Genomic DNA, 18,939 nt, shown 5'->3' on the forward strand with positions numbered 1-18,939 from the left:
GGCCGCCGCCGCGCGTAGACGTCCCACAGACGTACCCGCGCGGCCATCTGGCGTTGCGGAACCTCGCTTGTTTCCCGCCATTCACAGCGCCGAAACCACTGTTCCAGTGTGACTTACGCGACGGATGCCGGGCCCGGTCTGCACCTCGCGCCTTCAGAGGCGTAGCCTTTATTTCCGCTGTCCATCACCTTGTGAAGCGGAAGAGGGCGGTTACCGCCGTGTCGTCACAGTCCCCCAGTAGCTCGAGCATCTCGACCGACCAAGACGGGCAGGGCAAGGACCCTGCTGCTGCCTTCGGTCCCAATGAGTGGCTCGTCGACGAGATCTATCAGCAGTACCTCCAGGACCCGAATTCGGTCGACCGAGCCTGGTGGGACTTCTTCGCCGACTACAAGCCAGGGGCGGGCGCTTCCGTAGCCGCCGCCCCGGCGAAGCCGGCGGGTGACGCGGCCGCGGGGGCCGCGACCACCGCTCCCGCCGCACCGACGGCCGAGGCCGCTCCGGCCAAGGCCGCGCCCGCCGCTCCCCAGGCGCAGGCACCGGCCGCTCCCGCGAAGCCCGCGGCTGCCGCTCCGGCTCCCGCCGCGAAGCCGGCCGCCGCCAAGCCCGCGGCTGCCGCCAAGCCCGCGGCCGCGAAGCCCGCCGCCAAGGCGGAGCCGACGGCCCCTGCTGACGCGGCTCCGGCCGGTCCCGAGTACGTGACGCTGCGCGGCCCGAGCGCCGCGGTCGCGAAGAACATGAACGCCTCGATCGAGGTCCCGACGGCGACGTCGGTCCGCGCGGTCCCGGTGAAGCTGCTCTTCGACAACCGCATCGTCATCAACAACCACCTCAAGCGCGCCCGCGGCGGGAAGATCTCCTTCACGCACCTCATCGGGTACGCGATGGTGCAGGCCATCAAGGCCATGCCGTCGATGAACTACTCCTTCGTGGAGAAGGACGGCAAGCCCACCCTGGTCAAGCCGGAGCACATCAACTTCGGCCTCGCCATCGACCTGGTGAAGCCCAACGGCGACCGCCAGCTCGTGGTCGCGGGCATCAAGAAGGCCGAGACGCTGAACTTCTTCGAGTTCTGGCAGGCCTACGAGGACATCGTCCGCCGCGCCCGCGACGGCAAGCTGGGCATGGACGACTTCACCGGCGTGACGGTCTCCCTGACCAACCCCGGCGGCCTCGGCACCGTCCACTCGGTCCCGCGCCTGATGCCCGGCCAGTCGGTCATCATGGGCGTCGGCTCGATGGACTACCCCGCGGAGTTCCAGGGCACCTCCCAGGACACCCTGAACAAGCTCGGCATCTCGAAGGTCATGACGCTCACGTCGACCTACGACCACCGGGTGATCCAGGGCGCCGCCTCCGGTGAGTTCCTGCGGATCGTCGCGAACCTCCTCCTCGGCGAGCAGGACTTCTACGACGAGATCTTCAAGGCGCTGCGCATCCCCTACGAGCCGGTCCGCTGGCTCAAGGACATCGACGCCTCGCACGACGACGACGTCACGAAGGCCGCCCGCGTCTTCGAGCTGATCCACTCCTACCGCGTCCGCGGCCACGTCATGGCCGACACGGACCCGCTGGAGTACAAGCAGCGCAAGCACCCCGACCTGGACATCACCGAGCACGGCCTCACCCTGTGGGACCTGGAGCGGGAGTTCGCGGTCGGCGGCTTCGCCGGCAAGTCGATGATGAAGCTGCGCGACGTCCTCGGCGTGCTGCGCGACTCGTACTGCCGCACCACCGGCGTCGAGTTCATGCACATCCAGGACCCGAAGCAGCGCAAGTGGCTCCAGGACCGCATCGAGCGGACCCACGCCACCAAGCCCGAGCGCGAGGAGCAGCTGCGCATCCTGCGCCGGCTGAACTCCGCGGAGGCCTTCGAGACGTTCCTCCAGACGAAGTACGTCGGCCAGAAGCGCTTCTCCCTGGAGGGCGGCGAGTCCGTCATCCCGCTGCTCGACGCCGTGCTCGACAGCGCCGCCGAGTCGCGCCTGGACGAGGTCGTCATCGGCATGGCCCACCGCGGCCGCCTGAACGTGCTCGCCAACATCGTCGGCAAGTCGTACGCCCAGATCTTCCGCGAGTTCGAGGGCAACATGGACCCCAAGTCCATGCACGGCTCCGGCGACGTGAAGTACCACCTGGGCGCCGAGGGCACCTTCACCGGCCTGGACGGCGAGCAGATCAAGGTCTCGCTGGCCGCCAACCCGTCCCACCTGGAGACGGTCGACCCGGTCATCGAGGGCATCGTCCGCGCCAAGCAGGACATCATCAACAAGGGCGGCACGGACTTCACGGTCCTGCCCGTCGCCCTGCACGGTGACGCGGCCTTCGCGGGCCAGGGTGTGGTCGCCGAGACGCTCAACATGTCGCAGCTGCGCGGCTACCGCACGGGCGGCACGGTCCACATCGTCATCAACAACCAGGTCGGCTTCACCGCCGCCCCGGAGTCGTCGCGCTCCTCCATGTACGCCACGGACGTGGCCCGCATGATCGAGGCGCCGATCTTCCACGTGAACGGCGACGACCCCGAGGCCGTCGTCCGCGTCGCGCGCCTCGCCTTCGAGTTCCGCCAGGCGTTCAACAAGGATGTGGTCATCGACCTCATCTGCTACCGCCGCCGCGGGCACAACGAGTCGGACAACCCGGCGTTCACGCAGCCGCTGATGTACGACCTGATCGACAAGAAGCGCTCGGTGCGCAAGCTCTACACCGAGTCCCTCATCGGTCGCGGCGACATCACCCTGGAAGAGGCCGAGCAGGCACTGCAGGACTTCCAGGGCCAGCTGGAGAAGGTCTTCACCGAGGTCCGCGAGGCCGTCTCGCAGCCCGCGCAGGCCGATGTGCCGGCCCCGCAGGCCGAGTTCCCGGTGCACGTCGAGACCGCGATCTCCCAGGAGGTCGTCAAGCGGATCGCCGAGTCGCAGGTCAACATCCCCGACCGGGTCACCGTCCACCCGCGCCTGCTGCCGCAGCTGCAGCGCCGCGCGACGATGGTCGAAGAGGGCACGATCGACTGGGGCATGGGCGAGACCCTCGCCATCGGCTCGCTGCTCCTGGAGGGCACCCCGGTCCGCCTGTCGGGCCAGGACTCCCGCCGCGGCACGTTCGGCCAGCGCCACGCGGTCCTCATCGACCGCGCGACGGGCGAGGACTACACGCCGCTGATGTACCTCTCCGAGGAGCAGGCGCGCTACAACGTCTACGACTCGCTCCTCTCCGAGTACGCGGTGATGGGCTTCGAGTACGGCTACTCGCTGGCCCGCCCCGAGTCCCTCGTCATGTGGGAAGCGCAGTTCGGTGACTTCGTCAACGGCGCGCAGACGGTGGTGGACGAGTACATCTCCGCCGCCGAGCAGAAGTGGAACCAGCACTCGGGCGTCACGCTGCTCCTGCCGCACGGCTACGAGGGCCAGGGACCGGACCACTCGTCCGCCCGCATCGAGCGCTTCCTCCAGCTGTGCGCGCAGAACAACATGACGGTCGCGATGCCGACCCTCCCGTCGAACTACTTCCACCTCCTGCGGTGGCAGGTGCACAACCCGCACCACAAGCCGCTGGTGGTCTTCACCCCGAAGTCGATGCTGCGCCTCAAGGCGGCGGCCTCGAAGACGGAGGAGTTCACGACGGGCGGCTTCCGCCCGGTCATCGGCGACGCGTCGGTCGACCCGGCCGCGGTCCGCAAGGTCGTCTTCTGCGCGGGCAAGCTGTACTACGACCTGGAGGCGGAGCGCCAGAAGCGCGGCGCCACGGACACGGCGATCATCCGCATCGAGCGGCTGTACCCGCTGCCGGGTGCCGAGCTCCAGGCGGAGATCGCCAAGTACCCGAACGCCGAGAAGTACTTGTGGGCGCAGGAGGAGCCGGCGAACCAGGGCGCGTGGCCCTTCATCGCCCTCAACCTCATCGACCACCTGGACCTGGCGGTCGGCGCGGACATCCCGCACGGCGAGCGCCTGCGCCGCATCTCGCGTCCGCACAGCTCGTCCCCGGCGGTCGGCTCGGCCAAGCGCCACCAGGCCGAGCAGGACCAGCTGCTCAGCGAGGTCTTCGAGGCGTAAGCCCCGGCGGTCGTACGAAGGTGGGCCCGGCCCCGAGTTCTCTGGACTCGGGGCCGGGCCCACCGGCGTTCGCGCTCACCACCCCCGGTCACGCCTCGCCCGGCAAGGACTCCAGGCGGGCGATGGCGGCGCGGATCTCGTCGGCGCGTACGTAGGTGGCGCGGTCCGGGCCGTACTCGGGGAGCAGTCGGTGGGCCTTGCGGTACTCCGTCAGGGCCCGGCCGGGGTCGCCGAGTTCTTCGAGGGCCTCGGCGTACGACTGGTGCGCCTCGGCGGCGAGCGACGGTTCACCGGCGGCCACGGCTGTCTCGGCGGCCTTGCGGTAGTACTCGGCCGCCCAGTGGAGCTGCGGCCGGATACCGGTACGGGCGAAGATCTGCGCCGCCACCTCGCCGCGCCGCAGCCAGCAGTACGCGGCGGGCACGGGGTCCGTGACACTGCGGGCCACCGCGCCGAGGAGCCACTCGGCCTCGTGGAGGTCGGCGAGCACCTGCTGGACCTGGAAGCGCGCGATGTACGCGTTGGCCAGGTGCATCCGGCGCTCGTTGCGGCCCGGGTCGGGCGACGGCGTCGCGTCCAGGGCCTCGCGCAGATGACGTACGGCGGCGTCGGTGTCCGCCACGGACGCCGTCGCGAGGCCGCGCTGGGCGAGGGCGGTGCCGAGCCGGGACCTCAGCACGACCCGGCTCGGGTCGTCCCGCGAGGTGAGCGGGAGGGCCTTCTCCCAGCCCTCGACGGCCAGCTGGCGGTGGCCGGGCAGGCCGGTGGCCAAGTGGCGCGCCCAGTACACGTCGGCGCCGCGCACATGGCAGGCGAGGGTCAGCCCGTGGTCGCCGTCAGCCGCTTCGAGGGCCTCGTCCAGGGCGGTGCGGATGAGCCGCTGTCCGCCCTCGTCGGCGTCGTGGCACCAGGCGAGCTGGAGCGCCTCCGCGAGGTCGAGCCAGGCCAGGCTGCGCTCGTCGGCGGCGAACGTGCCCCGCGCGAGGGCTTCCTGGAGGTCGTCGCAGGCGTCGGCGGCGATGGCGGTGCCGTCGGGCGCGTCCCGGTCGCCGCCCTCCCGCGCGATCTCGCCCCGCCCCGTGCAGTGCCTGGCGAGCCGTTTGCGCAGCCGCCCCCGCAGCAGGAACCCGTCGGCAGGGTCGGGGCCGAGGGTCAGTACGCCGGTGGTGTCGACGGCGCGGCGCATGAAGTCGACGTAGACGTCCTGCGGCCGGGGTCCTTCGGCGCGGTGGCGGGGGCCGCCCAGGGTGCTGCCGTGGAAGGCGGCGTCGCCGAGGTCGAGGCGGCCCGCGCGCGGCGCGGCGGCGGGCGGCGCGGCGGGGGCCGCTGCCGTGCCGCCCGCCGCCGGCCCGAGGAAGACGCCCCCGCTGAAGTCGACGCGCGGCCCCCCGCCGGACGCGCCCCCGAAGGTGTCCGCGAGCCCTCCGCGCCCCGGCCCGCCCTCCACCACACGCCCCCCGAAGACCCCGCCGGCGCCACCGCCCTGTCCCCTGTGCCGCGCCCCCGCGCCGCCCTGCCGGGCTGCCCCACCGCCGGATGCCGTGCCGGAGCCCGGGGACGCGCCCCTGCCCGCCCCGCCGCCCACGCGCGCGCCCTCCTCGACCAGGCGTGCCGCCACCACCGCCAGGCGGCCCAGGGCCTCTGCCAGGGCGCGCTGGGCCGGCCAGCCCGGGTGGGACGGGTCGTCGCCGATGTGGGCGGGGAGCGGGAGGAGTTCGGCGGCCGCGTCGTTCAGGAGGAGGTACTCGGCCCAGAGCGCGCCGCGCGTTCCTCGGGGGCCGCGCGGCGGGTCACCGCTGAGGCGGGCCGCCCGTTCCCGCACCTCGTCCGGCAGCGCGGCCGCGGCTGTCCCCGCGCGCTCCACCTCCTCGGCGATCTCCATGAGGACCGCGCCGAGCAGCAGCCGGGTCTGCGGCAGCCGTTCGGCGACCGTGGCCGCGGCCCGCAGCCCCTCGCGCAGGTCCGCCACGCTCCGCCGCGCCGTCCACCGCAGGAACAGCGTCTCGCCCAGCTCGGCGAGGATGCCGTCGCGTCCCGCGCCGCCGGGCGAGGCCGCTGCGGCGGCCTCCAGCAGGTCGACGGCGCGGTCGAGTTCACGTGCCTGGCGCCCCTGCGCGTACCGCTCGCGGGCCGCCCGCGCCGCCGCCCGCAGCGACGCCGTGTCGCCGTGCCCGGGGTCCCGTCCGGCCACGCCGCGCGACGTCGGCAGGAACCGCCGCAGCACCTCTCCGGAGACCTCGGCGAACGCCCGCAGGCCGGGGTGGTCCGCGTCGCCGCCGCCCTGGGGCTGTGCGGGCTCTCCCGCGTCGCCGAGCAGCGCGACCGCCGTGGCGGGGAAGTTGTGGACGCTGCGGCCGAACCGCCGTTCCAGGTAGTCGGAGCAGTGTTTCTGCAGCAGCCGCGCGTCGTCCTGCGCGAGGTGCCCGATGAGCTCCTCCTCGACGCCGTCCAGGAACCGGTAGGCGAGCACTTCGGGGTCGTCGTCCCGTTCGCCGCGTTTCAGGAGTCCACCGAGCAGCACCTCCGCGAGGACCTCCGGGCCGGTGCCCGCCAGCATGGCGCGCTGCACGAGCTGCATGACGGGCAGGATGGTCGGCACCGCCGACAGGTACACGGCGAGCTGCCAGGCCGCGGGCGAGGCGGTGCGCCGGAAGGCCCGCACCCGTTGTCTGCCGTCGACCTCCTGCCGGGCCCGCACGGGCGCTGAGGACGGCCCGTGCGCGGCCTCGGCCAGGCCCGCCGCCGCCTCCAGGGACTGGCCGGTCGCGCCGGACACGAGGCGGGCCCAGCCCTCCACGGAGGAGCGCCGCAGGGCGAGCACCGGCACGGGGACGGTCTTCGGCCGGCGGCCGGCCGTGCCGCCGCCCGCGGGTTCGAACTCCAGGTGCCCGGCGGGGCCTTCCCACCGGTGCAGGTGCCCCCGGCGTGCGGGGAGGTGCGTGCGCCGCCACATGCGCTGGGGCAGTGGCTGCACCACGGCGACCGGCGCGAGCGAGCCCCACCGGTACAGGAGCCGTTGCATCAGCCCGGAGCGCCACATCGGGCCCGCGCAGTCGCTGAGAACGAGGGTCAGCCGGCCGCCCGTGGGGTCGCTGAGGCGTCCGGGGTCCTGGAGCGCGGCGCCGGGGCGGGCCGTCGCCGCGTATCCGGGCCGCCCGTCGTCGCCCTCGTGCAGGTACTGCACCTGTACCTCGCGGAAGGCTCCGGAGCGCTCGCACACGTGGTGCAGCTCGCGGAGTGCCTGCTCCCACACGACCGTCGAGGTCGACAGGTCCATCACGAGCAGCAGCCGTGCCTCGCGCCGCCGCGCGTGCCGCAGCACGGGGACCACGAGGCCGGTGTCGGCGGCGCGCTCCGCCGTGGCCTGTTCGTCGAGGTGGCGCGGGACGGGGCGGACGGGCGGCCGGTACCGCTGCAGGGGGCGCAGCGCGCGTTGCAGGGCGAGCGGATCGGGCAGCACCGCGGCGGTGGGCACCTGGACGGGGACGCCGCCCTGCCGCTCCTGCGCACCGCCGTCCTCGACGGGTACGACGAGGCGCGCGCGGGGCGCGGGGCGGGGCGGCACGCGGGGTGCGGGCGCCGGGGGCGCGGGCGCCCGGTGCGGTGCGGCCGCGTCGGACGTGCCGCGGGACGGCGCGGGCCGCTCCCGCTCCGCCTCGGGGCGGCGCGCCCTGTCCGCCGTGCCCCCTTCGTCACGCGCGGCGACCTGCGCCGCGAGCCAGAGCGAGTCGGCCAGTTCCTGGACGGTCGGGGCGAGTTCGGCGTCCCGCAGCCGCGCGACGAGCGCCGCGAGAGCGTCGCTCACGGCGTCGGCGCGGTGCGGGGCGGCGGTCACCGGGTCACCGGGGCCCTCGGTCCAGGGGACGCATGAGCAGCCCGGCGATCTCCTCGCGCCGCTCGGGCTGCTGCCGTGCGGCGTGCTGGGCGAGGAAGATGGCGTTCAGGAGCTGGTCGGTGGGGCGGAGCGCGCCGTCCGCCTCGGCGTCCGTGAACTGGTCGACGAGGTCGATGTTCGTGTCGTACGCCCCCGTCCCGAAGTGCGCGAGGACCATCGCGGCGAGCCGCTGGTCGCGGGGCGGTTCGAGGTCGAGCGGTACGCAGCGGCGCAGCAGCGGTCCGGGGAACTCGCGCTCGCGGTTGCTGGTGAGGACGGTGACGGGGAAGGCACGGCAGCGCACGCGGCCGCGGGTGACCGGCACGCGGCGGCCGTCGTCGGTGAGGACCTGCACGGTCTCCTGTCCCGGCCGGTCGGCGATCCGCTCCAGCTCGGGGATGCCGAACTCGCCCTCCTCCAGGACGTTCAGGAGGTCGTTGGGCAGGTCGATGTCGCTCTTGTCGAGTTCGTCGATGAGCAGGACGCGCGGCCGGTCGGAGGCGATGAGCGCGGTGCCGAGCGGGCCGAGCCGCAGATAGCGGCCGATGTCCTCGGAGTGGTCGCGGCCGAGCTGGTTGTCCTGGAGGCGGCCGATCGCGTCGTAGGTGTAGAGGCCGTCCTTCAGCTCGCTGCGGCTGACGATGGCCCATTGCAGGACACGGCCGAGCCCCAGTTCGTACGCGAGGGAGTGCGCGAGGGTGCTCTTGCCTGAGCCCGGTTCGCCGGTGACGAGGAGGGGGCGCCGCAAGTAGAGGGCGGCGTTGATGAGTTCGAGGGTCTCGGCGCTCTGCACGGACATGGGCACGTTGCTGTCGCCGAGGCGGCGGCGCGTCGCGGAGTCGATGTCCGGGACGTCGTAGGGCACCGGTTCGGCGTCGAAGGCGCGCCAGGGCGGCGGCCCTGGCAGCCGTCTGATCCTGTCCGGATCCGGACCCCCGACGCCTTCGTAGATGAACCATCCGCTCACTGCGTGCTCCTCGTCGACGGTCGGTGGAGACGTACCCACGATCGCGCCCTCGCCACCGTGCGCGTACCCGCGCGGGCCGCCCTCACGGCGAGTCCGCCGGCATCGTGTCCTCGGGCGGCAGCGGCCGCCGCGGGTCGTCGTACAGGAGGGCGAGGGGTTCGGCCCAGTGCCGGTCGTCCCTGCCCCTGCTGATGTCCTGCCGGATGTGCCGGATGCGGTCGGGCAGTTCGGCGACCGAGCCGAGCCGGCCGAGCAGCTGCTCGACGCCCGTGTGCAGGTCGTCGCAGGCGTCCTGGCAGCCGCGGGTGGCGTGTCCCTCGATGTGCCAGAGCACGACGCCGTGCCCGCTGCCGAGGGCCAGCTTCATGGCGTCGCGTCCCACACCGCGCCCGGCGGGCCTGCACATCACGGGGATGACGGTGTGCGGCAGTTTCTGGAAGTGTCCGGCCTGCGGCCTGGTGTCCCGTTCGGGGACGCGTGCGGGCGCCAGCTCGCGTGCGGCGGCGACCGACTGCCAGCGGTCGTGCCAGTCGGGGTTGTCCGGATCGGCGCGGCGCGCGAGGTCGCGCAGGACGACGCGGCGCTGGGTGCCGAGCCGCTCGGTGGCGTACAGCTTCGCGATGTCGTCGAACTGCCAGCGGTGCACCTGCGTGTCGAAGTGCTCGGCGGGCAGGGCGACTTCCAGCGGTACGGGCGGCCCCTCGCCGTCCAGCCGGTGCAGGGTCCTGCTGAGGGGCGCGCGCAGCGCCTGGACGAGCTCCCCGGGCAGGAAGCCCTCTCCGGAGTAGTCCTCTGCGGCCATCTCCGTGTCGTACTCCCCCTGCGGGTCACCGTGGTCGACCCAGATCTGCCAGTGGAAACGGGCGGGCGTCACGCTGATCACCGGGTCGAGCAGGACAGTGACCGTGGGGCCTTCACCCGGGCCCGGGTAGGGCACGGCGGCGCGGTCCGGGCCGCCGGGGCCGGGGAGCAGCCCGTCGGGGAGCCGGGCGTCGGTGACCAGGGCGTGCAGATGGACGCGGTCGTCCTCCCTGAGCCGCTCGGCGACCCAGTCCTCCAGCCGCTCGGCGTCGCCACCGCGGCTGCGCACGTACGCGGCGACGAGCCGCAGGTAGTGCAGGAACGTCAGCGCGTCCTCGGGCAGCGCGCTGTCGTACAGCAGTCCGTGGCCGTCGCGCCAGGTGAGCAGCGCGGGCACGGCACCGGGCGGCCTGCGCCCCCGCACCTTGCGCACGATCTTGGCGACGGAGGGCGCGGCCCCCGGGTCGGGCAGCCGGGCGAGGAGGCCGAGCGCGGTGCGGCGGTCCTTGGGCGTCCACTGGTCGGGTCCCGGACGCCGCTCCGTCCCGGGCAGCCGCTGCTGTTCGTCGATCCAGTTGTCGCCGGTGATGACGCGCGGGGCCGTGCCGTGCCAGCGGTCGTGGGCGGCCGTCATCTCGCGGTAGGCGTCGCCGAACCGGCGCAGCGCGAGCGTCGCGACGGCCATGCCGCCGTCGCGCTCCCTGCGGCGCGACTTGATCAGGCCGACGACGGCGCCGGTGCGCGGATCGAGCAGCGGGCCGCCGGACACACCCTTCGGGAAGGCGATGTCGGGCTTGAAGCGCAGACCGGCGCCGTCGTCCCTGACGTTGATCTCGGCGTCGGCGCTCCAGGGCTTGGCGCCCGCGCTGCCCTCGTTCTCGTCGGGGCGGTAGCCGTACGCGACGACGTCCCCGAAGGGGCGTACGGCGCGGTCGGCGAGCCATACGCACTCGTGCTCCACGGTGTCGTCGAGGAGCCGTACGAGGGCGAGGTCCTCCTCGGGCGGCAGGACGGGCCGCTCGTGGTCGCCGATGAGCCAGTGCGTCAGGCGGGCCGTGACGGGGATGCCGTCGTTGAGGTCGGTGCCGCGCACGGCGAACGTCCGCGCGCGGTCCCTGGCGAGATACGGCCGCAGGACGTGGGCGCAGGTCAGCACCCAGCCGGGCGCGACGAAGAATCCACTCCCCCACATGGCCGACTCCGTGCCGTACGCGCCGTCGCCGTCGGCCGCCATGAGATGGACGGTGGCGGCCTGCGCGAGGGCGTCGAGCCGGGGGGCGGGCTCAGGCATGCGGAGCGGGGCCGGGCCGGGGGTCCGCGCGGTCGTCCGGCGCGGCACTCTCCCGGCGGTCCAGTTGCCAGACGAGCGTGACCTGCACGGATGCCTTGGCCTCGCCCTCGGCGAGTACGGCGATCACCTTGCCGGGCTTGGCGCTGAGCTCGACTCCGAAGGTGACGCTGGCCTCGTCGGGCCGGGCCGCGGCCGCGGCGTCGAGCACGGAGCCGCCGACGCTGCGGATCAGCTCGCCGAGCTCCTCGACCCTGGCGACGGCGGTGTCGAGCACGCCGACATCCTCGTCGTCCTCGCCGTGCCGGCCGGACGCGCCGATCCGCGCGTGCACGATCTTCCCGCCGGGCAGTTCGATCCGCTGGACGTGTCCCGCCACTGTCCCCCGCTCTCCGCGCGACTCACCCTTCGCCTCCGCTGCTTGCTCTGCGACGAGGCCGGTGCCCCGCATGGTTGCAGGCACCCCCTGAACGGCGCATGAAACCGGCCAGGACCGGCCAGGTGGGAGCGGTTCGCACACGGCCTACCATGAAGCGGAAACAGCCGTCCTTCGTAGAAGGCCGTCACGCACCAGGAGCATGAGTTGTACTTCACCGACCGTGGCATCGAGGAGCTGGAGAAGCGGCGCGGCGAGGAAGAGGTCACTTTCGAGTGGCTCGCCGAGCAGCTCCGCACCTTCGTGGACCTCAACCCCGACTTCGAGGTGCCGGTCGAGCGCCTGGCGACGTGGCTGGCCCGACTGGACGACGAGGACGAGGACGAGTAGGCACCGCGGACGCCGACGACGGGGGTGTTCCTGAGCTGCGGCGGGGCTGGCCCGGTGGGTCGGCGAAGGGGGACCGCGCTCCGGCGGGTCGGCGGAGGAGGACAGCGCTCCGACGGGTCGGCGGATGGCGTGCCGCGCGGACGCCCAGTCACGGGCCCCGCCCGCATCGGGGGGCCCGCCCCACCCTCGTATCCGAAGCCCCACCGCACCCTGCGCCAGCGACGCGGACGCCGACGGCACGGGCACCCCCGAACCTCCACAGAGCCCGACCCAGCGGGTCGACGGAGGGCGTGCCGCGCGGACGCCTCGGTCCCGCGCCCACCCCGCCCGCATCCGAACCCCCGCCCCACCGCACCCCGCACCAGCGGCACGGACGCCGACGGCACGGGCAACCCCCAACCGCCACTGAGCCCGACCCGGCGAACCGGCGGAGGGCATACCGCGCGGACGCTCAGCCCCGCGCCCCACCCGCATCCGAACCCCCGCCCCACCCCGCGCCAGCGACGCGGACGCCGACGGCACGGGCACCCCCGAACCTCCACAGAGCCCGACCCGGCGGGTCAGCGGATGGCGTGCGCGCGGGCGTGTCAGTCCCGCGCCCGCATCCGGTCGTACGCGAGCCCCACCGCACCCTGCGCCACGAGCAACGCTGCTGCCGCGGTCCAGCCCCCGCTGCGCCGCCGCACCGCCCACACCGCCAGCGGCAGCCCGGCCGCGACCTGCGCCGCCGCCAGCGCCCGCGCCCTGGGCCCGCGCACCCAGGGGCCGAGCGGCCCCTTCTCGACCGCGCCGAACTCCGCCCGCACCGCGTCCCGCCACCCGGACCACTCGACCTGCCGCACGCCCTGCTGGGCGCGCGCCACCTCGCGCAGCCTGTCGGCCGGCTCCCCGGGACCGAGACCCGGCGGCAGAGTGAGCCCCGTGCGGGTGAGGACGGCGAGGAGCCCGAGCATCCTGGCGCGCGCGTCGGCCTCCGTGTCGGGCCGGGCCAGCGCCTCCAGGGACTGCATGTCCAGTACGGGATCGAGGCCGAGGCGCCCGGCGAACGTCCGCATGGCCTCGTCCTCCCCGAGGGGCGTCCCGTTGGCCAGCCACTCGTACCCGACGGTCCGCCGGAAGCCCGCCGCGAGGGTGTAGCCGGAGCGGTCGTCGTCCCACCACAGGGCGAGCACGGGCCAGCCCGAGCCGACGGCGAGCGCGGTGGCCCACCCGGTCAGGACCCGGTCGACCGGTTCGTCGCCGTGCTGCCACGGCTTGCCCTCGGGCACCAGCACGCTCCAGCCGCGTCCGGCCTCGGCGAGCAGCATCCGCTCGCGGAGCAGCTGGGCGACGGTCTCGACGGCGTCGGGCTCGGCCCGGCAGAGCAGCAGCGCGCCCGCGGCCCTGGCGGACCGGGCGGAATCGGGCGAAGAGACGTGGGACGACATGATCCCACGCTAGGACAGATCGCAGCATTCGGCGCATAAAGCCCGCCGCGCGACAGCCAGGACGAACGGTTCACTCCCCGGGTGTCTTGACTTCGGGGAGCCGCGATATATCGTGAATGGCAGAGACGCGATATGGCGCGTCGCGTCCGGCCCGCCAAGGAGGTCAGCTCATGTCGGAGTGGTCCGTCACCGAGCCCCGAAAGCTCACGTTCGACGCCCCCGTGACAGCACTCCACGTCCGCGTGGTCAACGGAGCGGTGAACGTGGTGGGCACGGACGAAGGTTCCGCCCGCCTGGAGGTCTCCGAGATCGAGGGCCCGCCCCTGAGGGTGACCCAGGAGGACGGCGTCCTCACCGTCGCCTATGACGACCTGCCCTGGAAGGGCTTCCTCAAGTGGCTCGACCGCAAGGGCTGGCGCCGCAGCGCGGTGGTGTCCCTGGCCGTGCCCACCGCGACCAGCGTGGAGGTGGGCGTGGTCGGCGCGGGTGCCGTCGTCTCCGGCATCGAGGGCCGCTCGGAGGTGAAGGGCGTCACCGGCGACACGACGCTGCTCGGTATCGCGGGCCAGGTCCGCGCGGACACGGTTTCCGGGAGCGTGGAGGCCCAGGGCGTCACCGGCGCCCTCCGCTTCAACTCCGTGTCCGGCAGCCTCACGGTCGTCGAAGCCGCGGGCCCCTCGGTCCGGGCCGACTCGGTGAGCGGTTCGATGATCGTGGACCTCGACCCGGCGGGCAGCCCGACCGACGTGGCGCTGACGAGCGTCTCGGGCGAGATAGCGATCCGTCTGCCGCACCCGGCGGACGCGGAGGTCGAGGTGGACACGGCGAGCGGAGCGGTGTCGAACGCCTTCGAGGATCTGCGGGTCGGGGGGCAGTGGGGCGCCAAGCGGATCACGGGACGGCTGGGCACCGGCCGGGGGCGCCTCAAGGCGACGACGGTGTCCGGATCCATCGCACTCCTGCGCAGGCCACAGCTGGGGGAAGACCCGACGGCAGGGCCCACGGGAGAACCGACGGGAAAGCCGACAGCGGAGCCGATCGGAGAGCCGACGGGAGAGCCGATGCAGGAAGATCCATACGACGAGGTCCCCCTGGACATCGCCTCGGCCGACGGCCCCGCCGACGAACCGGCCACCCGACCGACCGACGGCCCGACCGGCGGCCCCACCGCTCGCCCCACCGACGGCCCGACCGACAAGAAGGTGCTCTGAAATGCCCCCCGTGTTCGCCCACGGCCGCCTCCGCCTGTACCTGCTCAAGCTGCTCGACGAGGCCCCGCGCCACGGCTATGAGGTGATCCGCCTCCTAGAGGAACGCTTCCAGGGGTTGTACGCACCTTCGGCAGGCACGGTCTACCCCCGCCTCGCGAAGCTGGAGGCGGAGGGCCTGGTCACCCACACCACCGAAGGCGGCCGGAAGGTCTACGCCATCACGGACGCGGGTCGCGCCGAACTGGCGGGCCGCAGCGGCGAGCTGGCCGATCTGGAGCTGGAGATCCGCGAGTCGGTCGCCGAGCTGGCCGCCGAGATCCGCGACGGCGTGCAGGGTGCCGCCGGTGAGCTGCGGCGCGAGATGCGGGCCGCGGCCAAGGAGGCGCGCGCCTCGGGCGGCCCGGACACCGGCAGGCCGTTCCCCGATCCGAACGACTTCTTCGACGGCACGTGGGGCGACAAGGAGAGCTGGCGCCAGGCGAAGGAGGAGTTCAAGCGCGCCAGGCAGGAGTGGAAGGAGCAGGCGCGGCGCGCGAAGGACGAGAGCCGCCGGGCCCGCGAGGAGGCCCAGCGGGCCCGCCGCCAGGCCAAGGACGCCCAGGAGGAGGTCCAGCGGATCGCCAGGCGGGTGCAGGAGCAGGTCCAGGACCACTTCGTGCGGGGCGACTGGCCGACGGGCGTGCGCGAGGGCCTGACCGAACTGGCCAAGGAGTTCGGCGGGTTCGGCAAGGACTTCGGCAAGGACTTCGGCAAGGACTTCGCCAAGAACTTCGGCACCGGACCGGAGTCCGGCACCGCGGCCGACACCAGGACCGACGCCGGCACCAGGACCGACGCCGAGACCGAGACCGGCACCAAGACCGGCACCGACACCGGCCCCAAGTTCAGCGCCGCCCGCATGGACGTCCCCGTGGAGTACACCCCGGACTGGGCCCGGGAGGACCTCACCGGTGACCCGGGCAGGGACCTCGACCGGCTCCTGGACCGCTTCCGCGACGACATCCGCGACGCGGCCCGCGACCACGGCGTGACGGAGACCCAACTCCGCGAGGCCCGCCGCCACTTGTCACAGGCGGCGGCCCACATCGGCGCGTCCCTGCGCACACCCGCCCCCTGAGAGCCGGCGTCAGGGACGGAGAACGCCGGGGCTTCAGGAGGCCCCGGCCCCGCTCCCGCCCCCGCTCCCGCCCCCACTCCCGGCCTCGGGCCCGGCCCCAGTCCCGGCCCCGGCGAAGAGGACCCGTTCCAGTTCCGTGTACGTCACCCCGTGGTCCGTGAGGACCTCGGAGACGACCCCGGGGCGGACCGTGAGCGCCATGAGGATGTGGTGCGCCCCGATGGCCCGGTCGCGGCGCGCGCTCGCGATCCGCAGGGACTTGACGAGGACCTGCTTGGCGTCCCGCGTGAAGGGCAGCCGCCCGAGCCAGGCCTTCCGGCCCCACCCGGCCGCGCTCCGTCCGCCCGGCCCCCGGCCACCCGCGTGCGCACCGGCCAGCACCCCGGCCCCGTGCGCCTCCTCGACCCGGGCGACGATCTCCTCCAGGTCGATGCCGAGTCCGGCGAGCGCTTCGGTGTCGGCCTTCGAGAGGCCGCCCATGCGCCGCGCTTCGGCCAGGGCCCGTTCGACGGACGCGCGCCGGTCGGCGACGCCCAGGGCCGTCAGCGCGAACGAGGCGCGACTGCCGTTACCCCCAGCGCCTCCGTCGAGCGGGGCAAGCAGGGCGAGCAGCATGTGCCCGTCGTCGACCGACGCTGCGCCCGCCCGTTCCGCCTGCTCGACCGCGCCCAGGACCACGGCGCGGGCGTCCTCGGTGAACCGCTCGAACATCACTGCCTCCCGTACTTCTTGTGCACGGCCTGCCTGCTCACACCGAGCTCGGCTGCGATCTCCTGCCACGACCAGCCGTGCAGGCGCGCACTGCGCACCTGCACGGCCTCCAACTGCTCCACCAGCCTCCGCAGCGCGGAGACGGCCCGCAGCCCGATCCGTGGGTCGCGATCGCCCGCGCGCTCGGCGAGATCCGTTGCTTCGGTCATGCATGTCAACTTACGTTGACAGGGAGGGCACGTCAACCAAAGTTGACGCGTGAAGGTGCGCGGAGATGTGAATGTGTGCCGGGGGGGCGGCGGACAGACCTGCGGGCGTCGTCAGACCTCCAGCACGATCTTTCCGAACAGGTCGCCGGACTCCAGACGCTCGAAGCCCTCGCGGGCCCGGTCCAGGGGCAGCACCTCGTCGACCACAGGCCGCACCCCCGTGGCCGCGCAGAAGGCCAGCAGGTCCTCCAGCTCGTCCTTGGTGCCCATGGTCGAGCCGACGACCTTCAGCTCCAGGAAGAAGATGCGGGTGAGCTCGGCGTGCGAGGGCCGGTCGCCGCTGGTCGCACCGGAGATGACCAGCGTGCCGCCCGGCTTCAGCGACTTGACCGAGTGGGACCAGGTCGCCGCGCCCACCGTCTCGATGACGGCGTCGACCCGCTCCGGGAGCCGCGCCCCCGCCTCGACCGCCTCCACGGCGCCGAGCTCCAGCGCCCGTTTCCGCTTGGACTCGTCCCGGCTCGTCGCGAAGACCCGCAGGCCGGCCGCCTTGCCGAGCACGATCGCGGCCGTGGCGACACCGCCGCCCGCACCCTGCACGAGGACCGAGTCCCCGGGGCGTACACCGGCGTTGGTGAACAGCATGCGGTAGGCGGTCAGCCACGCGGTCGGCAGGCAGGCGGCCTCCGCGAAGGAGAGCTCCTTCGGCTTGGGCAGCACGTTCCAGGTGGGGACGGCCACGCGCTCGGCGAAGGTCCCCTGGTACTTCTCCGTGAGGATGGAGCGGCCCTCGCGGGGCCCGACGCCGTGCCCCGTCTGTCCGATGACGGAGTGCAGGACGACCTCGTTGCCGTCCTCGTCGATCCCGGCGGCGTCACAGCCGAGGATCATCGGCAGCTTGTCCTCGGCCAGCCCCACCCCGCGCAGCGACCAGAGGTCGTGGTGGTTGAGGGAGGCGGCCCTGACGTTCACGGTCGACCAGCCGGGGCGGGCCTCGGGGGCCGGCCGCTCCCCCAACTCGAGGCCGTCGAGGGGCTGGTCACGGTCGATACGAGCAGCGTAGGCAGCGAACATGAGGCGACGATAGGCAGGCCGGGCGGCCCAGCGGAACCACGTACGCCTGTGACACGCGCCGCTGCCGCGCGCCGCCCCTCGCACACCCCTGAGAGCCACGCACCGCGCCCCCTGCCGCACGACGTGCACGGCAGGGGGCGCGGAAAAGTGCGACGGCGCAGGGGAGGCGTCAGCTGCGGGCCACGCCCTCCGCCCGGGCGGCGGCGGCGACCGCGGCCGTCACGGCCGGGGCGACCCGCTCGTCGAACGGCGAGGGGATCACGTAGTCCGCGGAGAGCTCGTCGCCGACGACGTCCGCGAGGGCGTCGGCCGCGGCGATCTTCATGCCCTCGGTGATGCGGGAGGCCCGCACCTGGAGCGCGCCCGCGAAGATGCCCGGGAAGGCGAGCACGTTGTTGATCTGGTTCGGGTAGTCCGAACGCCCGGTCGCCACGACGGCCGCGTACTTGTGCGCGACGTCCGGGTGCACCTCGGGGTTCGGGTTGGCCATGGCGAACACGAACGCGTTCGGCGCCATGGAGGCGACGGCCGGCTCCGGGACGGTGCCGCCGGAGACGCCGATGAACACGTCGGCGCCGTCGAGGGCCGCCTCCAGCGAGCCGCTGATCCCGGCCTTGTTCGTGAGCTCGGCGAGCTCCCGCTTGACCGGGGTGAGGTCGTCCCGGTCCCGGCTCACGATGCCCTTGCGGTCGGCGACCGCCACGTCGCCGAGCCCCGCCTCCAGCAGGAACTTGGCGATGGCGACACCGGCCGCACCGGCGCCGGAGATCACGGCGCGCAGGTCACCGAGCGTGCGCCCGGTCAGCTTGGCGGCGTTGCGCAGCGCGGCCAGCGTCACGACGGCCGTGCCGTGCTGGTCGTCATGGAAGACGGGGATGTCGAGCCGCTCCTGGAGCTTGCGCTCGATCTCGAAGCACCGCGGTGCCGAGATGTCCTCCAGGTTGACGCCGCCGAAGGAGGGGGCGAGCCGCACCACCGTCTCGACGATCTCGTCGGCATCCGTGGTCGCGAGCGCGAGCGGCACCGCGTCCACGCCGCCGAACTGCTTGAAGAGGATGGCCTTGCCCTCCATCACGGGGAGGGAGGCTTCGGCGCCGATGTCCCCGAGACCGAGCACGGCGGTCCCGTCGGTCACCACGGCGACGACATTCGATTTCCACGTGTAGTCGTGGACGAGCTCCGGCTGCTCGGCGATCGCGCTGCACACTTTCGCGACGCCGGGCGTGTACGCCAGGGACAGGTCGTCCTTGTCGCGGACCGGCACGGTGGCCTGCACGGCCATCTTGCCGCCGCGGTGCAGCGCAAACGCCGGATCGAAGGGCTCAGCTGCACCCGCAGAGCCCTCGTGATCCGTACTGCTGTCGCTGCGAGGATTGACGATCTCCGCTGCCACTTGTCTGACCCCTTAAGTCTTATTCATCAGTTGAGGGTGTCCACTC

At 73.4% G+C, this 18,939-nt stretch carries 13 protein-coding genes; 4 read left to right on the top strand and 9 right to left on the bottom strand.

Annotated elements, in window-relative coordinates:
* The first annotated feature begins 218 nt into the window (after positions 1-218).
* Complete coding sequence (locus AB0N81_RS16370; protein WP_365358645.1) at positions 219-4,055, top strand: multifunctional oxoglutarate decarboxylase/oxoglutarate dehydrogenase thiamine pyrophosphate-binding subunit/dihydrolipoyllysine-residue succinyltransferase subunit; 3,837 nt, start codon at positions 219-221, stop codon at positions 4,053-4,055.
* Positions 4,056-4,143: 88 nt separating this feature from the next.
* Here the strand turns inward: AB0N81_RS16370 and AB0N81_RS16375 are convergent, their stop codons facing one another.
* From AB0N81_RS16375 to AB0N81_RS16390, 4 genes are all read right to left on the bottom strand, one after another.
* On the bottom strand, positions 4,144-7,890 hold the full coding sequence (locus AB0N81_RS16375; protein WP_365358647.1) for an SAV_2336 N-terminal domain-related protein: 3,747 nt from the start codon (positions 7,888-7,890) through the stop codon (positions 4,144-4,146).
* Positions 7,891-7,894: 4 nt separating this feature from the next.
* Positions 7,895-8,896 (bottom strand): MoxR family ATPase, encoded by a 1,002-nt coding sequence (locus AB0N81_RS16380; protein ID WP_365358649.1) that lies wholly within the window; start codon positions 8,894-8,896, stop codon positions 7,895-7,897.
* Between the two features lie 82 nt (positions 8,897-8,978).
* Positions 8,979-10,988 carry a trypsin-like peptidase domain-containing protein gene (locus AB0N81_RS16385; RefSeq protein ID WP_365358651.1) on the bottom strand — a complete coding sequence of 670 codons (2,010 nt, stop codon included), beginning with the start codon at positions 10,986-10,988 and terminating at the stop codon, positions 8,979-8,981.
* Entirely contained in the window at positions 10,981-11,436 is a 456-nt protein-coding gene (locus AB0N81_RS16390) for a CU044_2847 family protein (RefSeq protein WP_365358653.1), read from the bottom strand. The genes AB0N81_RS16385 and AB0N81_RS16390 overlap by 8 nt, the downstream gene beginning before the upstream one ends.
* Before the next feature lie 132 nt (positions 11,437-11,568).
* Between AB0N81_RS16390 and AB0N81_RS16395 the strand changes: the two genes are divergently transcribed.
* Positions 11,569-11,751, top strand: a complete 183-nt coding sequence (locus AB0N81_RS16395; RefSeq protein ID WP_003961784.1) for a DUF6104 family protein — start codon at positions 11,569-11,571, stop codon at positions 11,749-11,751.
* Between the two features lie 587 nt (positions 11,752-12,338).
* Here the strand turns inward: AB0N81_RS16395 and AB0N81_RS16400 are convergent.
* Positions 12,339-13,178 carry a hypothetical protein gene (locus tag AB0N81_RS16400; protein WP_365358655.1) on the bottom strand — a complete coding sequence of 280 codons (840 nt, stop codon included), beginning with the start codon at positions 13,176-13,178 and terminating at the stop codon, positions 12,339-12,341.
* Positions 13,179-13,348: 170 nt separating this feature from the next.
* Here AB0N81_RS16400 and AB0N81_RS16405 point away from each other — a divergent pair, with 170 nt between their 5' ends.
* A complete protein-coding gene (locus AB0N81_RS16405; RefSeq protein ID WP_365358657.1) occupies positions 13,349-14,389 on the top strand; it encodes a PT domain-containing protein in 1,041 nt (346 codons plus the stop codon).
* A 1-nt stretch (position 14,390) separates the two neighbouring features.
* Positions 14,391-15,506, top strand: coding sequence for a helix-turn-helix transcriptional regulator (locus AB0N81_RS16410; protein ID WP_365358659.1), 1,116 nt, complete (start codon positions 14,391-14,393; stop codon positions 15,504-15,506).
* Between the two features lie 33 nt (positions 15,507-15,539).
* On the opposite strand, the gene AB0N81_RS16415 is transcribed toward AB0N81_RS16410, so the two are convergent.
* The 4 genes from AB0N81_RS16415 to AB0N81_RS16430 all read right to left on the bottom strand — a co-directional run bounded on the left by AB0N81_RS16415 (position 15,540) and on the right by AB0N81_RS16430 (position 18,893).
* Entirely contained in the window at positions 15,540-16,217 is a 678-nt protein-coding gene (locus AB0N81_RS16415; RefSeq protein WP_365358661.1) for a Clp protease N-terminal domain-containing protein, read from the bottom strand.
* Complete coding sequence (locus tag AB0N81_RS16420) at positions 16,217-16,426, bottom strand: sigma factor-like helix-turn-helix DNA-binding protein (protein ID WP_365358663.1); 210 nt, start codon at positions 16,424-16,426, stop codon at positions 16,217-16,219. Before AB0N81_RS16420 ends, AB0N81_RS16415 begins: the two co-directional genes overlap by 1 nt.
* 111 nt (positions 16,427-16,537) lie before the next feature.
* Positions 16,538-17,500, bottom strand: coding sequence for a zinc-binding dehydrogenase (locus AB0N81_RS16425; protein ID WP_365358665.1), 963 nt, complete (start codon positions 17,498-17,500; stop codon positions 16,538-16,540).
* A 169-nt stretch (positions 17,501-17,669) separates the two neighbouring features.
* Entirely contained in the window at positions 17,670-18,893 is a 1,224-nt protein-coding gene (locus tag AB0N81_RS16430) for an NADP-dependent malic enzyme (protein ID WP_365358667.1), read from the bottom strand.
* Positions 18,894-18,939 lie beyond the last annotated feature (46 nt).

The organism is Streptomyces sp. NPDC093510 (assembly GCF_040683555.1).
Lineage (GTDB): Bacteria > Actinomycetota > Actinomycetes > Streptomycetales > Streptomycetaceae > Streptomyces.